Below are 22,627 nucleotides of genomic sequence, written 5' to 3' on the forward strand. Positions count from 1 at the left end.
CGGAAATCCGTGTGATACGGGGGCGCGGTGGAAGCGGACGTGGCAGCGTTGGCCGTCGGCGTGCTGGCGGCTGTCGTGACGGGTACGGCGACTGGTGGGAGCCGCGGCGACCGCACCCGCCGACGCGGCGGACGGCGCGGCGGTGTTCCAGCCGGTGCTGCGCCCCCTGGTGGCCGCGGCCGTCGCCGAGTTGCTCGAACAAGCCGGCGCGGGCGGCGCCGAGCCCGGCGAGGTGGCGGTGTTCGCCCCGCAGTACGCGCGCTGGCTGGCACGACGGCTGGCCAAGGCGGCCGCCCGGACACTGGTCGTCGAACTCGCCACCGCGCGGGCCGCGGACGACCTGTCCGGCGCCACCGCGGCGGCCCGGTTCGCCGACTTCGCCGCCCGGGCGGGCACCCGGGCCGGTCTCACCCGGTTGTTCGCCGGATACCCGGTGCTCGCCCGTCTGCTGGCCCGCACCTGCCGGCACACCGCCCGGTCCGGCGCCGAGCTGCTGACCCGGCTCGCCGCCGACCGGCGGGAGCTCGCCGACACGTTGTTCGGCGGGCGGGACCCGGGCCCGCTGGCCGCCGTCGAGCTGGGACTGGGGGACCTGCACCAGCAGGGCAGGTCGGTGGCGGTGCTCCGGTTCGCCGGCGGCGGCAGCGCGGTGTACAAGCCGCGCCCGGTCGACCAGCACGCCCTGCTCGACCACATGGCCGGCTGGCTGGACGCCAGAGCACCGGGCCTGGCGTCGCGCACCCCGCGCTGGGTGGCCGGGGACGGCTACGGGTGGCTGGAGTACATCGACCACCGGACGTGCCGCTCGCTGACCGAGATCGACCGGTTCCACCGCCGGCAGGGCGCGCTGATCGCACTGGCCTACACCCTCGAAGGGGTGGACCTGCACTGCGAGAACCTCCTCGCCCACGGCGACCAGCCCGTGCTCGTCGACGTCGAGACACTGCTGCACCCCGCCCTGCGGGAGGGGAGGACCACCCGGCCGGATCCGGCCGCCGGGGTGCACGCCTCCTCGGTGCACCGTACCTGCCTGCTGCCGCAGCTCCTGATGGGCGAGCTGGGCGCGGTCGACGTGTCCGCGCTGGGCGGCGCACCCGGCGCGGAATCCCCCGACACCCGGATGGTCTGGGAGGACGCCGGCACGGACGAGATGCGCCTGGTACGCCGTCCGACGCCGTTCACCGGAGCGCTGAACCGGCCGTACAGCGACGCGGCGGCGCTCGGGAACGCCGACCGGCTGGCCGCGGTCCTGGCGGGATTCCGCACCGGGTACGACACCGTCGTCCGGTACCGCGACGAACTGTCCGAGCCGACCGGGCCGTTGGCCGCCGGCGCCGAGGCGGTGGGCCGGCTCGTGGTCCGCCCGACGAGGCTGTACGCCACCCTGCTGGAGGAGGCGACCCATCCGCAGGTGCTGCGCGACGGGCTCGACCGGGACGCCATGTTCGCGGTGCTGTGGGCCGAGTCGGAGGGCGACCCGGCCCGCCAGGCCCTGATCGAGTACGAGATCGCCGACCTGTGGGACGGCGACGTCCCCGTCTTCTTCCACCGGCCCGGCTCGACGGAGGTCTTCGCCTCGGACGGAAGCCCGGTGAACGGTGTCCTGGACACCTCCGGCCTCGCCTCGGCACGGGCGAAGCTCGCCGCCATGAGCACCGTCGACCGCCGCGCCCAGGAGTGGATCATCTCGGCCACCCTGGCGTCCGCGGAACCGGGCACCGCCGGACCCCACCACCGGGTGGGCCGCCGGGCCCGCCCGGCCCCCGCCGCCCTGCCGGAACCCTCCGCGCTGCTGGCCGCCGCCTCCGGAATCGCCGACGAGATCGCCGGCCGGGCCGTCCACGGGCACGGGCGGGTCAACTGGCTCGGCCTCGAGGCGGTCGGCGACCGCTGGACGGTGCTGCCGATGGGTGCCGGGCTCGCCCAAGGATACAGCGGGGTGGCCCTGTTCCTGGCCCAGCTCGGCGCGCTCACCGGCTCCGCCCGGCACACCGGGCTGGCCCGGGCGGCACTCGCCCCCGTGCCCGAACTCGTCGCCGCGTTGGCCGCCGACCCGGCGCTCAGCCGCGCCGTGGGCCCGGGCGGCTTCGAAGGTCTGGGCGGAATCTGCTACGCCCTCGCACGGGCGGCCACCCTGGTCGACGACGACCTCGCCGGGTGCCTGCCGACGGCGCTCGACGCCCTGGCGCTGGCGGCGCTCGACGACGACGCTCCACCGGACGTGTCGGCCGGCCTGGCCGGAGCGCTCGCCGCCCTGCACGCGGTGCACCGTGAGCGCGGGCTGCCGCAGGCCGCCGACCTCGCCCACCGGATCGCCGAGCGGCTGCTGCGGCTTCCGCCGGCCGACCGGCCCGGCGACGGGACGCCGGAACGCTTCGGCTTCGCCGCGGGCGAGGCCGGGATCGGCTGGGCGCTCGTCCGGCACGCCCGCTTCGCCGGCGGCTCGCTGGGCGCGCGGGCCGACGTGGCCGGCCGGGCCAGGCTGGCAGCCGCACTCGCGGCGGCGGACCGGCTCGACGCGGGCTGGTGCTCCGGCATGGCCGGCGTCGTGCTGGCGGCGGCCGACGTGGGGCTCTGCCCGCAGGCGGACGGCCCGGCCCGGGACGCGAGCCGCCGGCTCACCGAGCACCCACCGGTGGCCGACCTCAGCCTGTGCCACGGCGAGCTGGGCATCGCGGAGGCGGTGGCCGCCCTCGCCGGGCGCGGCCATGCCGGGGCGCGGAGCAGCCTGACCGGCCGGACCGGCCTGGTCCTCGGACTGCTCCACGACTGGGGGCCCCGCTGCGGGACACCCGGGCACGTACCGACACCGGGCCTGATCACCGGGCTGTCGGGCATCGGCTACACCCTGCTCCGGCTCGGCTTCGCCGACATCGTGCCCTCGGTCCTGCTGCTGGGCGGAGGGCAGGACTGAACGTCCCGGTACCGCCGGCAACCTGTGCCCGCGGCCCGGGCACCACGACGACCTTTTCGCAGAGCACGGCAGTCAACGAACAGAACGATCCCAGGTCGAATCGACCCTCCACGGAGAGGAACACCCATGTCCCACTTCCTGCAGAACGGTACCGCTCACGGCGAGGCCACGGGCGCGTCCGAGGCGGTCACCGACCCGGCAGGCGAGATCAGACTGGTCCGCTGGAACGGGGCATGCGCCCGGACCCGGGCGCTGGCCGGAATGAGCCTCGGCAGCGGCGTGGTGGTCGACCTCGGCTCCGCCACCATCACCACCGTGTCGGTGCCGCTCTGATCCGCCACCATCATCACCGTGCCAATGCCGCCTGATCCGCCACCATCACCACCGTGCCAATGCCGCCTGATCCGCCGGCACGCACGGCCCGCGCGAACAGGTCTGCTGGCTCGGGACAAGTGACTACTATCCGGAGCTATGCGTCTGCGGGCAGCTCAACTCATTGGTCGTGAGGCCGAAGTCACCGAGCTCGGCGAAACGTTGCGCCATCTGGACCGGTCGCGCGGAGGCACGGCGTTCCTGGTGGGGGACGGGGGAGTCGGCAAGACGCGGCTGGTCGCCGAGTTGATCGGGTCGGCGCTGGACGCCGGCGTCCGGGTCCTGAAGGGCCGGAGCAGCACCATCGGACCCATGGTGCCGCTCCGGCCCCTCACCGAGGCCCTGATGCCGCTCTCACGCGGCGGGGTGACACCGGACGAGGCGAGCCTCGGGCCGTACCGTCCGGTGCTCGGCCGGCTCGTCCCGGGCTGGAGCACCGGCGCCCCCGACCAGGGATCGACGGTGGTGCTCGCCGAGGCGGTCCTGCGGCTGCTCTCCTCCGCCGGCCGCGACAACGGCTGCCTGCTGGTGCTGGAGGACCTGCACGACGCCGACACCGAGACCCTCGCCGTCGTCGAGTACCTGGTCGACAACCTCGAACAGCAGCCGCTCATGCTGGTGGCGACCATCCGGCCGGAACCCGGCGAGGCGTTGCGCCTCGCCGAGTCAGCCGGGCGCCGTGGCAGCGCGACGGTGTTCCGGCTGGCACCGCTGGACGCCGACGAGGTCGGCCGGATGATCGCCTCCTGCCTGGACACCGAACCGGGCATGCTGTCAGCCGAGGTGCTCACCCAGATGTGGCAGGACAGCGCGGGCATCCCGTACCTGGTCGAGGAACTCCTCCAGGGAGCGGTCGCCGGCGGCTCGCTCGTCCGTGAGGGCGCGACCTGGCGGGTGGCCGGCGACCTCCGCCGCAACATGCCCCGGGCACTGCTGGAAGGCGCCATCCACCGTATCGACCAACTCGGCCCGCAGGGACGGACACTGCTCTCCGCCGCCGCCGTGCTGGGCCGGCGGTTCCCCTTGTCGGTGCTCCAGCTGGTGACCGGCTTCGACGACCGGAGCCTGCTCAGCCACCTGCACGCGAGCGTGGCGGCCCGGCTGGTCACCGCCGACGAACCCGCCCCCGACTGGTACGCCTTCCAGCATCCGCTGACCGCCGAGGCGCTGCTCGCGCAGCTCACCCCGTCCGCCCGGGCCGCCCTGTCCCATCAGGCCGCGAACGCGATCGAAACCCTCAACCCGGGCTTGCCGGGCGACTGGTGCCCCCTGGCGGCGACCCTGCGCGCCGACGCCGGCGACGCCGTCCGGGCCGGCCGGCTGTTCACCGAGGCAGGGCGCCGTGCCCTCGCCGACGGCGCGGTCGGTTCGGCGGTCGCGTTGCTCGACCGTGCCGAGCGGTTACTGGCGGGGGGCGGCGACTTCGCCGCCCGCGCCGAGGCCCTGGAGGCGCTGCTGCCCGCGCTGGCCGACACCGGGGACTTGACGCGCGCGCTCAGCCTCGCGGGCAGCCTGCGCGAACTCGTCGGAGCCGGCCTGGGCGAGGCCAGGCTGGCGGCCTTGCACACCCGCCTCGCGCACGTCGCCTACATGGCGGGTCGCTGGGCCGACGGCAACAACCAGATCGAACGGGCCCGCGCCCTGCTGGGAACCTCGCCGGACGAGGCGCTCACCGCGCTGACCGACGTGGTGGAGGCGTACCTGTGCCTCGACACGCCCGGACAGGACCGCACCCTGCGGGCCGAGCGGCTGGCCCGGGCCGCGCTCGCCACCGCCGAGCGGCACAACCTGCCCCTGGTCACCTGCCAGGCATGGGAGCTGCTGGGCGTGGTCGCCCGGGAACGCGACCTGTCGGAGGCCAGCACCTGCTTGGAACGGGCGATGAGCACCGCCGAGCGGAACAGCCTGCCGCTCCAGCGGATGTACGCGCTCACCCGGCTCGGCGGCATCAGATGGCTGGACGACGGCAGCACCGCCACCCTGGAGGAGGCCCGCACGGAGGCCCGGCGGTTGGGGGCGGTCACCGTCGTCTACGACGTCGACGGAATCCTCACCCTGCACGACGTGCTGTGCGGCCGGTTCGCCGAGGCCCGGGCGCTGGGCGACGAGACGCTGACCATGGCGGGTCGCCTGAAGATGACGTCGCTCGTCCGCTACCTGCTGATGACCCGCTCGGTCCTCGCGGCCCACCAGGGCGACCGGGCCGCCATGGAGGAGACGCTGACCGAATTCCAGCACTGGGGCGGAAGCGGCTCGCCCGAGGAGCCGCTGGCCCTCGGCCTGGCCCGGGTCTTCTGCGCCCTCCTGGAGGAGAACAGGGAGCTGGCGGCCCGGAACCTCGCCGACCTCCAGGCGCTGGAGGCCGAGAACCCGACCACCTTCCACCTGGGTGGACGGCAGGGCCTCGGCCTGTTGCTCGACGTCCAGGACGGCCGGGCCGACCGCGGTGACCTCGACCGGGTGGCCGCCAGTGCCGCGGGCCGGATGCGCTGGAACCGCCACTTCGTCCTGCTCGCCGAGGCCGTCCTGCTCGGCCGGGAGGGCCGGCCCGAGGCGGCCGGCCGCGCGGCGCTTTCCGCCCGGCAAGCGGGCGCGCCCTACCCGACCGCCCGCCACCTCGGGCAGCGGCTGGTCGCGGCGGAGGCCCACGCGATGGGCTGGGGCGACCCGGAAACATGGCTGCGGGAAGCCGAGCACCACTTCCGCGAGACCTCCGCCACCGCGGTGGCCGGCGCGTGCCGGACCCTCCTCCGCTCGATCGGCGCGCCGGTGCGCCAGCACCGCACCGGCAGCGACCGGATCCCGCCGGAACTGCGCCTGAAGGGCATGACGGTCCGCGAGTACGAGATCTTCCGGCTGTTGGCCGACCGCCCCAGCAACAAGGACATAGCCGCCCGGCTCTACATATCCCCGCGCACCGTCGAGAAGCATGTCGCCAACCTGATCGCCAAAACGGGCTCGTCCAGCCGCTCACAGCTGTGCGCCCTGGCGGCGGAGCAGGCTTGATGGCGGGGTCGGCGTGAGACTACGGCGCGTCGCACCACCGCCGCGGTCCGGCCGGCGGCGCCCCGCGATTCGGTTCCTCGTACTTCAGGCCCAGCCAGGGCGTCCGCCCCGGACCGCACCCGTGTCGGGCGCTACCCGGCCCGCCCTGCGGGGTCGTCGTCGGTGTCGGCCAGAGCGGCCCGCATCGCCCGCAGCCTCCGGTCCTGTACGTGCCCCTGGAACGCCATCCACCCCACGAAGACCACGGTGAGCACCCCGAAGCCGATGGACTGCCTGGCGTCTCCGGTCAGCGCCAGCAGTACGGTGAGCCCGCCGAACAGCAGCACGAGGAGCACCAGGGCCGCCCGGCGGTGGCGCGTCTGATGCAGGCGCTGCGCCACGAGATCACGCATGGCCCGGCGTTCCCGGGGGGCGTCGGGCACCTCACCGTGGCGGAGCCCGAGGTCCAGGGACACCAGATCGTCCGCGGAGCCGCCCGCGGCACGCTTCTCCCTGCGTCGCCGGGCGACCAGCACGGCGATCGCTCCTACGGAGGTGACGGCCGTGCGGAGGAGCACGGACGCGAACGACCGCCCGGGGAACAACAGCATGATCAACGCGCTGGCGGCGAGCAGGGACAGAAGCACCTGAAGCCATAAGCGCCGGCCCAGGAAAAGGCCGACGCGCTCGGTCATGGGCGCCCGGCCGTCACGACCGGTGGTCTGGACTCGCTTGCTCTCGGACAGGGTCACGAGCCGATTCCTTCCCCGTTGAACTGCCTCATGTGGCCTGCTGATACCCCGCGTCGGCGGGGACAGCCGCCCCGTGCGCGCAGCGCGGGTCATGAGCAGGCAACGAGATACGCCCGGCGCAACCACCGGCTGCCGGCACCGCCCGCCCCGGCGCTGCGAGGCCGCGCGTGCCGGGTGTGGGCAGGTATCGGGCACATCCGGTTCGACCGAGTGACCGCCTCCACCGTCCTCACCGCCGTGGCAGGAGAGGCCCTGCCGCGGCGATCCCGCACGGGACGGACGGCTGCCCCGCCCGCCTCTACTGGCCGTGCGACCTCCCACCTCGACCGGCGGCGATGCGACGGACCGCCTCCTCAACACTCTGTCGAAGACGGACCCGAGGGCCTGAACGCCCGGCGGTACGCGGTGGGGGAGACCCCGACGCTGCGGGCGAAGTGCCGGCGCAGGTTCGCCGCCGAGCCGAGCCCGCACTGCTCGCCGATCCGTTCGACGGGCAGGTCGCTGCGCTCCAGGAGCGTCTGGGCGCGGGCGATCCGCTGCTGCAGCAGCCACTGCAGCGGGGTCGTCCCGCAGAACTGCTGGAGCCTGCGGTGGAAGGTCCGGGGCGACATCCGTGCCCGGCGCGCCAGTTCCTCGACGGTCAGCGGCTCGTCCAGCCGCTCGGTGGCCCACTGGAGCACCGGGCCCAGGCTGTCGTCGTCGGTGGGTGGCAGCGGCGCCTCGATGAACTGGGCCTGGCCGCCGGCGCGGTGGGCCGGCACGACGAGCCGCCGGGCGAGCTGCCCGGCGACGTCCGCGCCCAGGTCCCGGCGGACCAGGTGCAGACACAGGTCCAGCGCCGCCGTCGCCCCGGCGCTGGTGAGCACGGAGCCTTCGTCGGTGTAGAGCACGGAGTCGTCGACGACGACCCGCGGGTGGCGGGCGGCGAGCTGGGCGGTGTGCTGCCAGTGAGCGGTGGCCCGCCGGCCGTCGAGCAGGCCGGCGGCGGCGAGCGCGAATGCGCCGGTGCACAGCGACACCATCCGGGCGCCGGAGCCGGCGGCGGCACGCAGCGCTTCGACGAGTTCGGCGGGCACCTCCTCTCCGTCCTCCACGACCGCGTCGGGGACGGAGGGCACGATCACGGTGTCCGCGCCGGCCAGGCCGTCGAGTCCGTGGTCCGCGCGCACCGAGAAGACCCCCGCGTCGCCGCTCTCTCCGCACAACCGCAGCTCGTACCAGGGGTCGGCGAGATCGGGCTGCGGGATGCCGAAGACCGCACAGGCGAGGGAGAGTTCGTACAGCTCCCACAGCGAGGTGCCCACTCGGGGATCCGGTACGACGGCGACGGCGACGACTCCTGGACGCATACCGCGACCCTATGGCAGGAATGGTGCGGGCAGCGTCAGTCCTGCCACTGTCGGCCGGTTTCCGCCGCTGAGAGCGTGAAGCCATGAACGACCACGTGAACGACAAGCCCTCCGTCACCGTCCTCGGCCTCGGCCAGATGGGCGCGGCCCTCGCCGGCGCCCTGCTCGCCGCCGGCCACCCCACCACCGTCTGGAACCGCACCGCTGCCAGGGCCGAACCGCTCGCCGCCCGCGGGGCGGTGCACGCCGCCTCCGTTGCCGAGGCCGTGGAAGCGAGCGAGCTGGTCCTGGTGTGCGTCCTGGACTACGTCGCCGTGCGCGAGCTGCTCGCCCCGGTCGCCGGCCGGCTGCGCGGCCGGGTGCTGGTCAACCTCACGACGGGTTCACCGGAACAGGCCAGGGCGGAGGCGGAGTGGGCCGCCGAGCACGGCGCCGGCTATCTGGACGGCGGGATCATGACGACACCGCCCGGCGTCGGGGACCCGGCCAACATGGTTCTCTACAGCGGCGACCCGGAGCTGTTCGCCGCGCACCAGGACACCCTGGCCGCGCTCGGCGACCCGGTCGGCCTCGGCGCGGATCCGGGGCTGGCGTCCCTCTACGACGCGGGACTGCTCGGCCTGATGTGGTCGGTCTTCGGCGGCTGGCTGCACGCGACGGCGCTGGCCGGCGCGGACGGGGTGGCGGCCCGGGACTTCACGGCGGTCGCGAACCGCTGGCTGAGGACGGTCGCCTGGTTCATGACCGGGTACGCGGAGCAGATCGACGCGGGCGTCTACCCGGGGGACGACGCCACCATCGACGTCCAGATCGCGGCGATCGGCCATCTCCTGCACGCCAGCGCGGACCGGGGCGTCGACACCCGCCTGCCGGAGCTGCACCTGGAGCTGATGCGGGCCGCCGCGGCGGCGGGCCACGGCGGGGACAGCTATGCCCGGATCATCGAGGAGTTCCGGAAGAAGTAGAAACGAAGGGACGAAGGGCCGTCACTGCGCCGGGGAGTGACGGCCCTTCGCCGTGGCAGGGCAAGTCGCCCGGCCCGACCGCGAGCGCGGCACGCACGAACACGGCGGGCGGGATGCTTCCGCCCGGCTTGCTGCCCGCCTACCGCCTCCACACCGCTCGCTGGCCGCCGGACGGGACCTCATGCCGCTGCGGCGCGGAACGCACTGGGGCTCAGGCCCTTGTGGCGTTTGAACGCGGCACTGAAGCCAAAAGCGTCGGCATAGCCGACTGACCTTCCGATCTGAGCGATGCTGAGGTCGGTGTCGGTCAGGAGCGCCGCGGCTTCGTCCATGCGGCATTCCGTGAGGTAGGCGAGAGGCGGGCGACCCATCAGCTTGGTGAAGCGCTTGGCGAACAGCGCCCGGGAGACGCCGGCTCGACTGGCCAGCGACGCCACCGACCAGGCCTCGGCGGGCCGGTCGTGGAAGGCCTGCAGGGCGGGAGCGAGGACTGGGTCGGCGAGGCCCCGGTACCAGCTGGGCGCGTCACCGCCGGCCTGTTCGAACCAGGTGCGCAACGTACACACCAGGGCCCAGTCGAGGAGCCGGTCCATCAGCGCCTGGGAACCGGCGGAGAGACGGGCGGCGTCGGCGGCGGCCGTCTCAAGCCAGGCACACACCTCAACGTCCTCCTTGATCACCAGGACGGGCGGAAGGGCGCGCAGAAGCCGCTCGTGGCGGTGGCCCGAGGCCCGGTAGGCGCCCACGATCAGCGCGGTCGCCTGCTCCGGGCCAGTGCCCCAGTGGATACCGCCGAGTTGCCGGTCGGTGCACTCGGCGTCCGTGGTGAAGCAGGCGATCTCGTACGCCGCGTGGGAGTTGTGGACACTGGTGGGATGGTCCGCGAGGTGGAACGGTGCGAGGCCGCGCACGATGGCGGTATCGCCCACGCCGACCGCTCGCTCGGTCCCGTCGGGCAGCAGCAGGGTGCCCCCGCCGCGCAGCACGCTGATCATGGTGAGTGGTGCGTCGTCGGTGAAGCGGATGGCCCAGGGCGCCGTCAGTGCGGCGTGGCTGACGACCGAGCCCTCGGCCCGGATGCCACTCAGTAACGAACTCAATGGGTCCACGGGACGCATCGTAGACGATCTCCTATGTTCCGGAGCGTTTCTCCCATGGATCATCTATGTGATCGCGGCTGTACTGGATTCATCGAATCGACCGAGATCTCAGCCGGGAGACACCGTGACGCAGCACGACAGCCACGCCAGGACAGCCCTGGTGGTCGTCGCACACCACCGCACCGATTCCCTCACCGCGAACACGGCCCGCCGTGCCGCCGCCCGGCTCGAAGCCGCCGGATACCGCATTGACCTGCTCGACCTGCACGCCGAGGGGTTCGACCCACGGATGACCACGTCGGATCAGCCGGACTGGGGCAACAGGGACAAGGCGTACTCGGACGAAGCGCACGCTCATATGCGGCGCATCCTCGACTCCGATGTCGTCGTCGCCGTCTTCCCGGTGTACTGGCAGAGCGTGCCGGCCATCCTCAAGGGCTGGATCGACCGTGTATGGAACTACGGTTTCGCCTACGGCCGCAGCAAGCCCCGCCTCGCCGGCAAGCGCATGCTGTGGCTGGGCCTCGCCGGCGCCGCTGCCGACGACCCCATCGTGGAGGGGATGCGAACCGTCCTCGAAACCCATCTGAGCGAAGGCATCGCCTACTACTGCGGCTTCTCCCATTCCTCCGTCGGCCTGCTCACCGACGCGGAGGAGCGCCCGCAGCGCGTCGACCCTGAAGGCAACCTCCTGATCGGCCAGGCGGTCGCGGGCGCCGAGCGAGAGGCGCAGTACGCCGACTTCGACCGACGTGCACGGGAGTTCGTGGAGAAGTTCGTCGCCGAGGGACTCGTGGCAGCCTGACCGCCGGGGCAACGCAGGTGGTCGTGGACGACCTGTGGGTGCCGAATGCCAGAGGCCGAGCTGGTGCTCCAAGGCCTTCCCGGCAGGGGTGCACCCCAGGGCGTTGACGGCACGCCGCGTGTGCGTTTGCTGTCGAACGGGTCGCCAAGCGCCCGTTGGCCTCGAGTGGCGATGGTGGCCGGCCCGGCGATGCCGACGAGGTGGATGACGATCGCGGTGATACCGCCGAGGCCCATCCGCGCGTACTCCCGAACGTCCGTACCCGGGCGCCCGGCGCGGCGGCCGTTGTGGGACGGCACCGTGGTGTGCGGGGGCGAGGCGACAGCCGCGCGGCCCGAGTGCTCGCCGTCGTACAGAGCCGCGTCGGCAGCCCGCTGTCATTCTCAGGCAACTTCCCGAAGCCTGATCGGAGCACCAGCCGTCACTCAGCGTGCGCGCATCACGGAAAGCGAGCCAGAACCCGAGTTCCGACGGCACCCGGTGGCACACAGGACGCACCCTCGGAGGCGGAGAGACCCGGGGCACGCCTCGTTCCCCTGCGAGACTGAGGATGCCAAGCCGTTGCGAGACTGAGGACGCCAAGCCGTGCACAGCAAGAAAGAAAGACCGTGAACGAGGTACAAGAGGGTCTCTGCTTCGCAGGCTCCGCCATGGTGACCCTGTTCGTCATCGGGGCGGGCAACGAACCGCTGCCGCCGGAGACGTTCCACCTCGCCGGACGCGCACCCGACGAGGTGCACCCTTACGTGCTGCAGGAACAGCCGCCAGTGATCGCGTCGCTCGGCCTCGTGTCGTACGACCTCACCTTCCGCGACACCTCTCTCGTCCTGTCCACCTACACGTGCGAGGCCCTGCGCCGCCTGTGCGCGGACGGCCGAGCCGTGGCCTGGGCCGGCTTCGAGGGGTCGTTCCACTACGACCACCTCCTTACCGAGGACATAGCCTCCTCGGTCTACGGATACTCTGCGAGTGGCGCCGAGCCCGTCGTCGCATGGGACTTCGCCACCCTGCGCAGCGCGGCCTGGAGGCAGCGGATAGCCGGAATCCGCGCGACCCTGCAGGAACTGCTGCGTTGACGTCGAGCCACTCACTCCGGCAGGCCCACACCGTGGTGACCCGCGTTCGATGGCACACGCGCTGAACCTGGCGATGGTCAGCAGGACCTCCGTCTCGGTGCCGCATGCGGGGCAGGGCCGCGGGGTGATGCAGCGGAGTCCCAGGCGGGCCAGCCGCCGACCTTCCGGCCGGGTGCACTGGACAGCATGCAGTCGCAGCACGTCCGTGCTGGCAGGTCCGGCTGGCACAACCTGCGGAACGACCTGCTGCTGCGCTGGCCGGTTCCCGTCGGGGCGTACGTGATCATGGCCATTCCTGCGAGGCGGACGAGGGCTCCATGACGTCGAAGCGACCGGGGCGGTATCCGTCGGCGATCACGCGCCAGGCGATCGACCCGGCGACGGAAATCCCGCCTTACGCAGCCATGCCAGGGGTCCTCCGAGCGAACCGGTGTGCTGACGGCTGCCCGGCGGATCCGTACGGGGCCTCAGGACATGCTGCCCCGGCACACGGTCCCAGGGGCCGGGGTGCGGCCCGTGCGGAGGTATCGGTCGACCGTCTCCGTGACGCAGCGGTTCTGCGGGTATGTGCCGTGGCCCTCCTCCTCGGCCGTCAGGAGCACGCCGACACCCTTGCCCAGGGCGCGGGCCATGTGGCGGGCGCCGGAGTACGGGGTGAGCGGGTCGCCGGTGCCCCCGACCACCAGGACGGGGGCCGCGCCGTCGGCGTTCACCTGGGGCGTGGCGCGCTCGCCGTCGAACGGCCAGTCGTAACAGAGGTAGACGCCGGTGGACCAGGCCGCGCCGAAGACGGGTGAGGCGGCTTTGATGCGGGCCTCGTCCCTGTCGAGGCGTTCGAAGCCGGGGCGCAGGCTGGAGTCCGCGCAGGTGATCGCGGTCCGGGCGGCGCGGCTGCTGTCGCGCGGGGTCGCCGCGTGGTCGGCGGAGCCGATGTCGTCCGCGCCCTTGCCCAGCGGACGGCCGTCGTTGTGGTCGATCAGCGCGGTGAGGGCCTTGGCGAGCGGCGACCATCCGTCTGTGCCGAGGTCGAGATGGTCGCTGACGGCGTATGCGAGGTCGTCCGCGTCGAGGTACCTTCCGCCGCCGGCCGGGGCGGGCTTCTTCTCCAGGCGGTCGGCCAGGCGCGCCATGCGTCGCGCGGCCTCTTCGGGCCCGTCGCCGGTCGGGCAGTGGCGGATACTGGCCGCGCAGTGCGCAGCGAACCGGTCGAACGCTGCCTGGACCGCCTTGACCTGCGACAGCTGCTCCTCGTCGAGGTCCTCGGTCGGATCGATGGACGCTTCGAGGACGAGCCGTCCGACGTGCGACGGGTACAGGTGGGCGTAGACCGCGCCGAGCGCCGTTCCGTACGAGACGCCGAAGTAGTGCAGCCGCTCGTCGCCGAGGAGGTAGCGCATCAGGTCGAGGTCGCGCGCGGTGTGCGAGGTGCCGATGTACGGGAGGAGCGCCCCGGAGTGCTCGGCGCAGGCGTCGGCCCCGTCGTAGCCGGTGTCGTCCGCGGTCTTCCCGCAGCGCACGGGGATGGTCGCGCCAACGCCGCGCGGGTCGAAGGAGACCAGGTCGTAGCGGTCGAGGAGCGGCTTGTACTGGTTGAGGCGTTCAGGCAGTCCGCTCACGCCGGACACGCCGGGGCCGCCGAAGTTGAGGACGAGCGAGCCGATGCGCCGGGCGTTCGGGCCGGTGGCCTTGCGGCGGATCAGGGCGACGTCGATCGTCCTGCCGTCTGGTGTGCGGTAGTCGAGGGGGGCCTTCATGGTGGCGCAGTCGTAGCCCGTGCGCGCGGTGGGCGGCGAGGTGCAGCGGGACCAGTGGAGGTGCTGGCCGGTGGTGAGCGCGGTGGGCAGACCGGCCGGCGGATTGTTCGCGGTGAACTCCGTACGCGGCTCCGCACTCCGGCCGAGAGCGTCGTGCCGGAGCCAGGCGCCGACGACCCCGATCACGGCGAGGACGACCCCGGCGATGATCCGCGCACCGACCGAGAGGCCCGGTCTATGGCTTCGTATCGGATCTGCGTCACTCATGGAAATGCCCCGCGCTCCCGCCCTTGGACGTCCAGGCCCCGTGCCCGCATGCCCGTATCCGTGATCGTCCGATCGTCGAATGAGTGCAGGGTACAAGCCGCCTCCGACAGCCCGGCTCGCGAGTGTGCCCAGTACATGCAGACCGCCCCGTGCTCACACGACTCCTCCTGCGGTCCAGCGCGGCGTGTGCTGGACGCCCGGCTGCCGGGTGTGCGGTGGCGGCCGTGTGGCGGCCGTGCACCCCGGGCGCGCCGCAGAGCCCGCCTCAGCCGCCGCCAGGTCATCTGCCCTGGCGGCCGGCATCCCGTGTGGGTGTGGGCCCATCGCCCGTGTGGAGGTTCCACCGCGTCGCCGCGGCGCACGGGCGAAAACCGAGCTGCGCCAGAGGTATTGACGCTTCCCGTGAGGCTTCTATCATCCAAGGCGTCCGATGAGTCGGATTGTGTTCGAGCTATCGAACATGGCATGACGGAAGCGGTTCGCGCTTTTCGCACAGACCAGCACGACAGCACCCGCACCATCCGTACCGGTAAGGCTCTCGCCACGCCCCACACATCGGCTCGGAATGGCACACACGGCAGTTCGCGTGGCGAGCCCGGCACGCCTTTCACCTCACCGCACCAGGAGATCGATATGTCATGGCTCGGTCAAAGGCATACCCGTCGCGGAGCACTGGCGACAGCCACCGGTCTGATCGCCGGGGCCGCCCTGCCCGCCACGTGGCCCACGCGCGCCGCCGCGTCCACACCCTCCGAAGCGCCGACGCTCTCGGCCGCCGCGTCGTATACGAACCCGGTGATCTGGCAGGACTTCGCGGACATCGACATCATCCGCGTCGGCGACACCTACTACTACTCGGCCTCGACGATGCACTACTCGCCGGGGGCGCCCATCCTCCGCTCATACGACCTGGTCAACTGGGAGTTCGCCGGCCACTCGGTGCCGGTCCTGGACTTCGGGGCCAAATACGACCTGAACGGAGCCCGTGGCTACGTCAGGGGCATCTGGGCGTCATCGCTCGCCTACCGGCCGAGCAACAGGACGTTCTACTGGCTGGGTCAGATCGACTTCGCCAAGACGTACATCTACACCGCCACCGCCGTGGAGGGGCCCTGGAGCAGACTCACGACGATCAACAACGCGTACTACGACGCGGGGATGCTCATCGACGATGACGACACCATCTACGTCGCGTACGGCAACACCACCATCAGCGTGGCCCAGCTCTCCGCGGACGGCCGCAGCCAGGTGCGCACACAGCAGGTGTTCAGTACGCCGTCCAGCGTCGGCACCCTCGAGGGCTCCCGGTTCTACAAGATCAACGGGAATTACTACATCTTCCTCACCCGCCCCGCCAACGGCCAGTACATCCTGAAGTCGACCAGCGGCCCCTTCGGCCCCTACACGATGCGGCAGGTCCTCCTCGACCTGCGCGGCCCGGTCTCCGGCGGCGGGGTGCCGCACCAGGGCGGGCTCGTGCAGACCCAGAACGGCGCCTGGCACTACATGGCCTTCGTGGACGCGTACCCCGGCGGGCGGATCCCCGTCCTGGCTCCGATCACATGGACCTCGGACGGCTGGCCCGTCGTGCAACTCGTCAGCGGCGCCTGGGGCACTTCGTACCCCAGTCCGGTCGTCCCGCCCCCGCCCCGGCAGGTCAGGCCGCTCACCGGCGTCGACACCTTCGACGGAACCACCCTCAAACCGGCATGGGAATGGAACCACAACCCGGACAACGGCAAGTGGTCCGTCAGCAACGGCCTGACCCTGAGCACCGCCACGGTCACGAACGACCTGTACTGGGCCCGGAACACTCTCACCCACCGGATTCAGGGCCCCACCTCCACCGCGACCATCCAGCTCGACTACTCGGCGATGAGGGACGGCGACCGGGCCGGGCTCGCGCTGCTGCGTGACTCGTCCGCATGGATCGGCATCAAACGCGACGGTGGCACGACCAGGGTGGTGATGATGAACGGCCTGACCATGGACGGCAACTGGAACACCACCGGCACCGGTACGGAGGTCGCGAGCGCCGCCCTCTCGGGCGGCCGCGTCTGGCTGCGGGCGGGCGCCGACATCCGCCCCGGCGCGCCCCGCCCGGGCACCTTCTCCTACAGCACCGACGGCATCAACTTCACCCGCCTGGGCCCGGCTTTCACCATGGGCAACACCTGGCAGTTCTTCATGGGGTACCGGTTCGCCATCTTCAACTACGCCACGCAGGCGCTCGGCGGCTCCGTTCGCGTCGCGCGATTCGAACTGTCCACGCCCTGACCGGCGTCCGCCGCGGAAGGAAAATTCTGAAACCTCCGAACAGACGTGGCCGACGCCGAGCCCTTGCGTTGGGCCTGCTGGCCGACGCCGCGATGGGGCGGTGATGGGATGCCCGGGGACGTGGTCAATGAGGCGTTCCACGACGGCGGCAGCGGAGCACACCGCCCCTCGGTCCGCCGGAAACTGCTGGGCGACCGTTTCATCGAGGAGGCCTCCCGCACCGCCCGGGCGGCCGACTCGTCGGCCAAGCTCTGCTGCAACGACTACGACTCGAGAACCGGAGCCACGCGAAGACCCAGGGCGTCTACCGCATGGTGCGTCGCGTGCGACCATTACGGGCTGAGTCACCGAGCTGCGAGCTCGGATCGCGCGCACCGATGAGTCTCCCGCGCCGCGCCGGTCTGTACGCGTGAGACCGACTCACAGAAGGCTGGCGCCATGCGGAAACTGATCTACGGCATGAACCTGACCCTGGACGGCTACATCACCGCGCCCGGCGACGACATCGGCTGGAGCGTGCCGAGCGACGAGCTGTTCCAGTTCTGGTCCGACCAGTTGGAGGCGACCGACCTGACGCTGTACGGGCGCAAGCTGTGGCAGACGATGAGCTCCTACTGGCCGACCGGCGACCAGCAGCCCAACGCCACCCCGGCGCACATCGAGTTCGCCCGCCGCTGGCGGGACATGTCGAAGGTGGTCTTCTCCTCGACGATCGACAAGGTCGACTGGAACACCCGCCTGGTCACTGGCGACGCGGTCGCCGAGATCACCCGGCTCAAGGCCGAGGACGGCGGCCCGATGGACATCGGCGGCGCGACGCTCGCCGGGGCCGCCATGCGGGCCGGGCTGATCGACGAGTACCTACTGGCCACCGCGCCGGTCCTCGTGGGCGGCGGCACGCCGTTCTTCACCGCGCTGGACAGCTGGGTGAACCTGAAACTGGTGGAGACGCGGACGCTTCCCTGCGGCGTCATCCTGACCAGGTACGAGACGAGGCACTGAGCGCCCGGAAGAGTGAACGCGCCGACTGTTCGTCTCACGGGCGCCTCATGATTGCGCTTCCTGGACCCGGCGCGGCCGGACCGCGCGAGTGATCCGTGGCGGGCACCGGCGGTGCCCAGGTGCGCCGCACGCTCAAGATCACCGCAGCTGCCGGCCAGACCCGGGCAGAACAGCAGGCCGCCTTCGTACAGAGCCCCAGGATCGGGAACGGACTGCTCAAGGTCGCCGGACCGGCCACTGGCGTACTGGTAGTGGCCGGCTCCGTGCTCGGCGCCGCGCTCCTGGGCCGGGGCGGCAGGCCGGCGGCCCAGCCCACCCGCACACCTTCGCCCCCGGCGTCCAGCTCGTGGACTCCGTGGACGCCACCGAACAAGGCCACGATCGTCGACTTCGGCAAGGAGCACGGCGACCAGCTCGTCCCCGCCGACCGCTACTCCAAGCAGGGCATCACCCTCTCCACGGTCCTGGAGCGGGCCCCCGAGCAGTGCGCCGAGGCCTCCGCGTCGGCTCTGCGGACGGTCACCGGTCTCGGCGCCTTCCTCACCAGCGCGCGCCCCGCCGGCGTCGACCTGTGCACCACCGTCCCCGTCCGGGTCGACCTCGCCGCGCCGGCCTGCACCGTGAGGACTGGGGCGCTTTCGCGGTCTGGTCTAATGGTCGTCTACTTAGGTCTCTGAGTGTGAGCCCGGATGCTGGGGTAATCGAGGATGTAGGTGAACATCTCGCGTTCGAAGTCCCCTTCTGGGAAAGTGTGCATTCTGTTCGAAGTGAGGCGGGTTACGATTTGCCTTTCCATCCGATCGATTTCGGAAATGAAGCACTGAGGGAATGCTTTGGATTCATTCTCGAGGGTCGAGAGGATGAATTCCGCGTCGACCCTGGAAGTCGAGATTCCAGCGTTTCGGGCTGTGTAGGGCCTAATTTCGCACCCTGATTCGAACCCCCTTGTGGGGAATGAAGGCGTTTGAAGGTGCCTGCAATCAATCGCAAACCGGAAGCCCCACCAGAATACCTTCTGGTGGGGCTTCCCACGTATTGACGGCGACACTAAGGGCTCGCAGAGAATCAAGGTGTTGCTTCGCCTGGTTCGGCTCGTTGTTGTGCTATGAGCGTCTCCGATGAGATCCACGATCAACTCGCCGTGAAGTTCGAGGTGTTGTTCTCGCACCTGGACGAGCGGCAGCGGCGGCTGCTGGTGGGGGCCGGGGCTCGGATCCTGGGGTACGGCGGTATCCGGGTAGTCGCACGGGCAGGCCAGGTCAGCGAGTCAACGGTCCGCAAAGGCGTGGACGAGTTGGAGGCCGGCGGAGAGCCTTTGGGTCGGGTTCGCAGGCCCGGTGGCGGTCGGAAGAAGGCCGTGGACCTTGATCCGGGTCTGCGAGCTGCGCTGCTGGCGCTGGTGGAATCTGGCGAGCGGGGCGATCCGATGTCGCCGCTGCGGTGGACGGTGAAGTCGACCAGGAACCTCGCAGGCTAGCTGACCCGTCAGGGGCACAGGGTGAGCGCAGACTGTCGGCGTACGAGCTGAAGCGGCTCTGGCAAGATTTTCGTAGCCGTAAATCATCTCGCCGTGGTGGGCAGCCCGTCCGCATAGTGGCGGCGAAGATGGGCGATCAGGACGACGCGGTGGCGCAGGAGCGGGACGCCGGCGCGTCCCGCCGTGATCCTTTTCTGGAGCTTCACGTCCGTGATGCGGCCCTCGTTGACCCCGGAGTTGTACGGGGTAGTGATCCCCTTGATGACCGCGTGCTGGTCTTCACGCAGAGCCTTCGCGGCGCCCACGAGTGGGGCCAGTCCACTGGTGGTGAGTTTGTCGAGCCATCCCGGCAGTGGTGCGGCGTCACGTGACTCGAGCATGGCGGCGAACTGGCGTACCAGTTCGTGGGTCCGGCGGAGCTCGGGGCAGTGCTCAAGGAGACGCTGTAGGCGTTCTGCGGTTTGCTGGCTGTGCCGGTCGGGGGCGGTGATGATCCAGCGTGCGGCCTCGCGAGGGGAGGGCGGACGCTCGCGCGGCTGGTCCAGGGGCAGGCCGCGAGGGAGCGGTGCAACGGCCATCTTCACGCGCTGGTAGTGGCCCAGGTAGCCCTTGGTGACGAGTTCCTGGTGCAGGATCGTGGCACTGTGCTCACCCTCGTCCCAGCGTTGCTGCAGGTAGTCGAGGTAGGGATCGAGGGTCGAGGGTTTGCGCGGTGGCCGGCGGACCGCGTCGTGCCAGGTGCAGGCCCGGGCGTACTTGCGCACTGTGCGGCGATCCAGGCCGAGTTCACGGGCGATGGAGCTGTAGGACCGGCTGGTCCCGGTGAGTGCATGCACGGCCTCGAACAGCCGCCGGGCATTACGGGCAGCCGGGGTATCCGCTGCTCCGGGTTCCGGTTCCCGGCCTTCCGCGGGCTCGGGCTCGTCCGGTTCGGGGGCGGGGAGGGCTTCGGGCAGGCAGCCGCGGTGGGCGGCGGCGACGTCCTGAACACGCCGGGACAGGCCCTGCCACAGGTGAAAGCGATCACTGACTTGCAGGGCGTCGGGGGCGCCGTCGGCGATGCCCTGACGGTAGGTGAGCGACCCGTCGCGGCAGGCGATCTCAACGCCGGGATGCTCGCGGAGCCACCGGCTGAGTTGTTCGGCGTCTCTGCCCTCCCAGAGCGTCAGCGGCAGTCTGGTCTCGGCGTCGACCAGGAGGGTTCCGTAGCTCTCGCCGTACAGCGCGAAGTCGTCCACGCCCAGCCCCCGGGGCGTGACCAGCGGTGGTAGCGGCACCCGCATCAGCTGGGAGAGCACCGTGCACCGCGACAACCTGATGCCGAGGATGCGCAGCATCCTGGCCCCGCCCCGGCAGGCCAGCACCACTCCCACTGCCTCGACCAGGTGCTGCAGCAGCGGCGTACGCCGCTGATAGCGCACGGTCAGACCCGGCACCTGCTCGGCGAACGTCACCTACGAACAGGCCAAGTTCTCGCAACACAGACGGCGCACGCTCAGGTCGATCCGGACCGGTCGGCCACCCAGCGCGACATCGGCGAGATGCCGTACGTAGCGGCTGTGCACCCACGTACTCAGCACGCCGCACCCCGTACACCCCGCCGGAGGGTGCGATCTCGTACGGGCAGAGACCACCACAACCGGACCAGAGACATCGACCGAGACCACCAGCACTTCCGCCAACTGCGGTAACAGCTGGGCCAGTTCAACAGAACACAACCAGAAGGCTGCCCGCTATGCGGACGGGCTGCCCACCACGGCGAGATGATTTACGGCTACGAAGCCCCCGGCCCTCGCCCAGCTGCCGGTATCGATTCGCCCAGCGTGCGGCGGTGGTGTGGCTGACCTGAAAGCGTTCCGCGGCCCGCCGCAGCGAAGACCGAACGCATCGTGATCCTACGGGCCGTGCGGCAACTGCACCGGGTCCGCTCGTTCTACGCCGGGGGCGCCCTGCTGTGGGCGGTGTGCGCCACCTGGACCAGCTGGCAGGCGCCGGGGAGTCGGCAGATGTGGGTGTCCGTCCTCCTCCTGGCCGTCTTCACCGGGCTCCTCGTCACCGCCGCCTCGTCCCTGAGGCGTCTGGAAGTCCCCGAGACGGGCCGGCCCGTGCATCACGCGGCCTCGAATAAGGCAGGAAGTCCTCGTCACGCCCACGCCTCAGGCTCCGCCGCGTGAGCCGACCAGCTCGCGCCGAGCGACACCGGCTTCAAAGCGTTCCTACGTCTGTGGTGGCGGTGGCCGGGCATACGGGCTTCACCCCCTTTGAGAGGAGCTCGTCATACTCGGCATAGTCGCGGCGGTGCTGTTCTTCGTGTCGTTTCTGATCAACGCAGCGGAGCTCAGCACCAATGATGTGTTCTCTTCGACGAACGTGATGCTGCTGGGGCTGACTGCTCTGGCGCTGCACGTGGCAGGTATCGGTTCCGGCTGGGCCCGCAGACGCTGACCACATGAGGCAGGCCTGATGACCGCCAGCCACCAGGCACTGCCCGAGCCCCCAGGCTCTCGTTGCCAGCCTGGCCCGCGTTAGCGAGCCCAACGGTTCTGGAGGCGCAGCCGGAAGGACCGTCAGGCGGCGGAGCGTAGCGGATCTTCCGGCCTCCGGCTGGAGTGAAGGGGGTGCGCAGCTTCGAGACGGGATAGACGGTCGTATGGCGCGACGTGCACAGCCCCCGGCGGATGTGGAGCAAGCACGCACTGCGCGTCGTCGCCGACACGAGCGGTAGGGGATCGCCACGTGGGTGGGACTAACAGGAGACTTTTACAGTGGAGGAACTGCTCGCTCTGGCCGCCGAAGCCGTCAGCGGGACGGAGCACCACCTGGTCACGCTCCAGCTGCCGTTCAGCCTGGTGATGATGACGCCGATCGCGCAGGCCCTTCGCGCGGCCGTGGCCCACTCCCGGCCGCCGCCAGCGCGGGGCTACGCGTGACGGCGTCCGCGCCGCTGCACGGTGGCGAGCTGTATGGCATGGTCGACCAAGAGTTCGCCGACCGTATCCGGCCGGGCCTGCCCCTTCGTACCGGCATGCGTTATGGCGGTCGCGTGACGGATGTCCTCATCGCCGCCTAATTGCTGCCGCAGCGCACCGCACTGCAGTTAGGCGGCCGAAGCCGTCGTCAACGCTCCCTGGTTTGTCGTCCCGGGCAGCTACCTGAGCACCGCCTGGTAGGGGTCACTGGGGAGCGCGATCGTCTCTGACTGTTGCTGGTTGCTCGTCATCAGGCCGAGCACATCGTGTCTTTGTTACCGTGGCTGGTTTCCGCTCAAGCTGAGAAGGGCTTGCCCGATTCCGGTTGCCGCGAGTGGAATCTCGGCGGCACGTATTTTCGTTCCGCATATCTCGATCAACAGTCGTGCCCGGCGGCCTCATCGCCCGGACGTTACCTACCCGGGAGGCTCAGGAACAACACGGGACGCCAGGGCGGATCAGGTCTTTGTGTGGCCGGTTCCGTCTCGGTGGGGATGTGATTTGCGCCAACGGCCGTCCGTAACAGAATTGCCATTCTGTGGTCCAAGTCACTGGTGGATCTG

At 71.0% G+C, this 22,627-nt stretch carries 18 protein-coding genes and 2 pseudogenes; 14 read left to right on the forward strand and 6 right to left on the reverse strand.

What is annotated here, in order from left to right:
- Positions 1 to 94 precede the first annotated feature (94 nt).
- From ABZ576_RS33185 to ABZ576_RS33195, 3 genes are all read left to right on the forward strand, one after another.
- A complete protein-coding gene (locus ABZ576_RS33185) occupies positions 95 to 2,914 on the forward strand; it encodes a type 2 lanthipeptide synthetase LanM family protein (protein ID WP_360749449.1) in 2,820 nt (939 codons plus the stop codon).
- Between the two features lie 126 nt (positions 2,915 to 3,040).
- Positions 3,041 to 3,247, forward strand: a complete 207-nt coding sequence (locus ABZ576_RS33190; protein ID WP_360749452.1) for a hypothetical protein — start codon at positions 3,041 to 3,043, stop codon at positions 3,245 to 3,247.
- 138 nt (positions 3,248 to 3,385) lie between these two features.
- Entirely contained in the window at positions 3,386 to 6,292 is a 2,907-nt protein-coding gene (locus tag ABZ576_RS33195; RefSeq protein WP_360749455.1) for an AAA family ATPase, read from the forward strand.
- A 131-nt stretch (positions 6,293 to 6,423) separates the two neighbouring features.
- Here the strand turns inward: ABZ576_RS33195 and ABZ576_RS33200 are convergent, their stop codons facing one another.
- Both ABZ576_RS33200 and ABZ576_RS33205 read right to left on the reverse strand, forming a co-directional pair.
- Positions 6,424 to 7,023, reverse strand: a complete 600-nt coding sequence (locus tag ABZ576_RS33200; RefSeq protein WP_360749458.1) for a hypothetical protein — start codon at positions 7,021 to 7,023, stop codon at positions 6,424 to 6,426.
- Between the two features lie 353 nt (positions 7,024 to 7,376).
- Positions 7,377 to 8,372: a helix-turn-helix domain-containing protein gene (locus tag ABZ576_RS33205; protein WP_360749461.1), complete on the reverse strand. Its 996-nt coding sequence runs from the start codon at positions 8,370 to 8,372 to the stop codon at positions 7,377 to 7,379.
- A gap of 83 nt (positions 8,373 to 8,455) precedes the next feature.
- Here ABZ576_RS33205 and ABZ576_RS33210 point away from each other — a divergent pair, with 83 nt between their 5' ends.
- The gene (locus ABZ576_RS33210) at positions 8,456 to 9,337 is read left to right on the forward strand and encodes an NAD(P)-binding domain-containing protein (RefSeq protein WP_360749463.1); all 882 of its coding nucleotides are present in this window, start codon (positions 8,456 to 8,458) and stop codon (positions 9,335 to 9,337) included.
- A gap of 179 nt (positions 9,338 to 9,516) precedes the next feature.
- On the opposite strand, the gene ABZ576_RS33215 is transcribed toward ABZ576_RS33210, so the two are convergent.
- Positions 9,517 to 10,455, reverse strand: coding sequence for an AraC family transcriptional regulator (locus ABZ576_RS33215; protein ID WP_360749466.1), 939 nt, complete (start codon positions 10,453 to 10,455; stop codon positions 9,517 to 9,519).
- Positions 10,456 to 10,561: 106 nt separating this feature from the next.
- On the opposite strand from ABZ576_RS33215, the gene ABZ576_RS33220 reads away from it, so the two are divergent.
- Together ABZ576_RS33220 and ABZ576_RS33225 are read left to right on the forward strand one after the other, a co-directional pair.
- Positions 10,562 to 11,242, forward strand: a complete 681-nt coding sequence (locus tag ABZ576_RS33220) for an NAD(P)H oxidoreductase (protein ID WP_360749470.1) — start codon at positions 10,562 to 10,564, stop codon at positions 11,240 to 11,242.
- A 608-nt stretch (positions 11,243 to 11,850) separates the two neighbouring features.
- Complete coding sequence (locus ABZ576_RS33225; RefSeq protein ID WP_360749473.1) at positions 11,851 to 12,318, forward strand: hypothetical protein; 468 nt, start codon at positions 11,851 to 11,853, stop codon at positions 12,316 to 12,318.
- Between the two features lie 467 nt (positions 12,319 to 12,785).
- On the opposite strand, the gene ABZ576_RS33230 is transcribed toward ABZ576_RS33225, so the two are convergent.
- Positions 12,786 to 14,339, reverse strand: a complete 1,554-nt coding sequence (locus tag ABZ576_RS33230) for an alpha/beta hydrolase (RefSeq protein ID WP_360749476.1) — start codon at positions 14,337 to 14,339, stop codon at positions 12,786 to 12,788.
- Between the two features lie 633 nt (positions 14,340 to 14,972).
- On the opposite strand from ABZ576_RS33230, the gene ABZ576_RS33235 reads away from it, so the two are divergent.
- The 5 genes and pseudogenes from ABZ576_RS33235 to ABZ576_RS33255 form a co-directional block, all read left to right on the forward strand.
- Positions 14,973 to 16,616, forward strand: a complete 1,644-nt coding sequence (locus ABZ576_RS33235) for a glycoside hydrolase 43 family protein (protein ID WP_360749479.1) — start codon at positions 14,973 to 14,975, stop codon at positions 16,614 to 16,616.
- A gap of 117 nt (positions 16,617 to 16,733) precedes the next feature.
- Positions 16,734 to 16,936: pseudogene (locus tag ABZ576_RS33240) on the forward strand (endo-1,4-beta-xylanase); the annotation flags it as partial.
- Positions 16,937 to 17,054: 118 nt separating this feature from the next.
- A complete protein-coding gene (locus ABZ576_RS33245; protein WP_360749482.1) occupies positions 17,055 to 17,618 on the forward strand; it encodes a dihydrofolate reductase family protein in 564 nt (187 codons plus the stop codon).
- A gap of 95 nt (positions 17,619 to 17,713) precedes the next feature.
- Positions 17,714 to 18,295, forward strand: a complete 582-nt coding sequence (locus tag ABZ576_RS33250) for a hypothetical protein (protein WP_360749485.1) — start codon at positions 17,714 to 17,716, stop codon at positions 18,293 to 18,295.
- 428 nt (positions 18,296 to 18,723) lie between these two features.
- Positions 18,724 to 19,092, forward strand: a pseudogene (locus tag ABZ576_RS33255) (ISAzo13 family transposase); the annotation flags it as partial.
- An 86-nt stretch (positions 19,093 to 19,178) separates the two neighbouring features.
- Here ABZ576_RS33255 and ABZ576_RS33260 read toward each other — a convergent pair.
- Positions 19,179 to 20,549, reverse strand: coding sequence for an ISL3 family transposase (locus ABZ576_RS33260; protein WP_360749488.1), 1,371 nt, complete (start codon positions 20,547 to 20,549; stop codon positions 19,179 to 19,181).
- Positions 20,550 to 20,768, reverse strand: a complete 219-nt coding sequence (locus tag ABZ576_RS33265) for a transposase family protein (protein ID WP_360749506.1) — start codon at positions 20,766 to 20,768, stop codon at positions 20,550 to 20,552.
- 231 nt (positions 20,769 to 20,999) lie between these two features.
- Here ABZ576_RS33265 and ABZ576_RS33270 point away from each other — a divergent pair, with 231 nt between their 5' ends.
- The 3 genes from ABZ576_RS33270 (at position 21,000) to ABZ576_RS33280 (ending at position 22,025) form a co-directional block, all read left to right on the forward strand.
- Positions 21,000 to 21,269: a hypothetical protein gene (locus ABZ576_RS33270; RefSeq protein ID WP_360749491.1), complete on the forward strand. Its 270-nt coding sequence runs from the start codon at positions 21,000 to 21,002 to the stop codon at positions 21,267 to 21,269.
- Between the two features lie 124 nt (positions 21,270 to 21,393).
- Positions 21,394 to 21,540, forward strand: a complete 147-nt coding sequence (locus ABZ576_RS33275; protein WP_360749494.1) for a hypothetical protein — start codon at positions 21,394 to 21,396, stop codon at positions 21,538 to 21,540.
- Positions 21,541 to 21,860: 320 nt separating this feature from the next.
- A complete protein-coding gene (locus ABZ576_RS33280) occupies positions 21,861 to 22,025 on the forward strand; it encodes a hypothetical protein (RefSeq protein WP_360749497.1) in 165 nt (54 codons plus the stop codon).
- The last annotated feature ends 602 nt before the right edge of the window (positions 22,026 to 22,627 follow it).

This window comes from Streptomyces sp. NPDC013455 (genome assembly GCF_040632975.1).
Lineage (GTDB): Bacteria > Actinomycetota > Actinomycetes > Streptomycetales > Streptomycetaceae > Streptomyces.

Coding starts and splice junctions, on each gene's coding strand:
- ABZ576_RS33210 (WP_360749463.1), top strand. CDS start 8,456: ATGAACGACCACGTGAACGACAAGCCCTCCGTCACCGTCCTCGGCCTC.
- ABZ576_RS33190 (WP_360749452.1), top strand. CDS start 3,041: ATGTCCCACTTCCTGCAGAACGGTACCGCTCACGGCGAGGCCACGGGC.
- ABZ576_RS33230 (WP_360749476.1), bottom strand. CDS start 14,339: ATGAGTGACGCAGATCCGATACGAAGCCATAGACCGGGCCTCTCGGTC.
- ABZ576_RS33235 (WP_360749479.1), top strand. CDS start 14,973: ATGTCATGGCTCGGTCAAAGGCATACCCGTCGCGGAGCACTGGCGACA.
- ABZ576_RS33215 (WP_360749466.1), bottom strand. CDS start 10,455: ATGCGTCCCGTGGACCCATTGAGTTCGTTACTGAGTGGCATCCGGGCC.
- ABZ576_RS33205 (WP_360749461.1), bottom strand. CDS start 8,372: ATGCGTCCAGGAGTCGTCGCCGTCGCCGTCGTACCGGATCCCCGAGTG.
- ABZ576_RS33245 (WP_360749482.1), top strand. CDS start 17,055: ATGCGGAAACTGATCTACGGCATGAACCTGACCCTGGACGGCTACATC.
- ABZ576_RS33195 (WP_360749455.1), top strand. CDS start 3,386: ATGCGTCTGCGGGCAGCTCAACTCATTGGTCGTGAGGCCGAAGTCACC.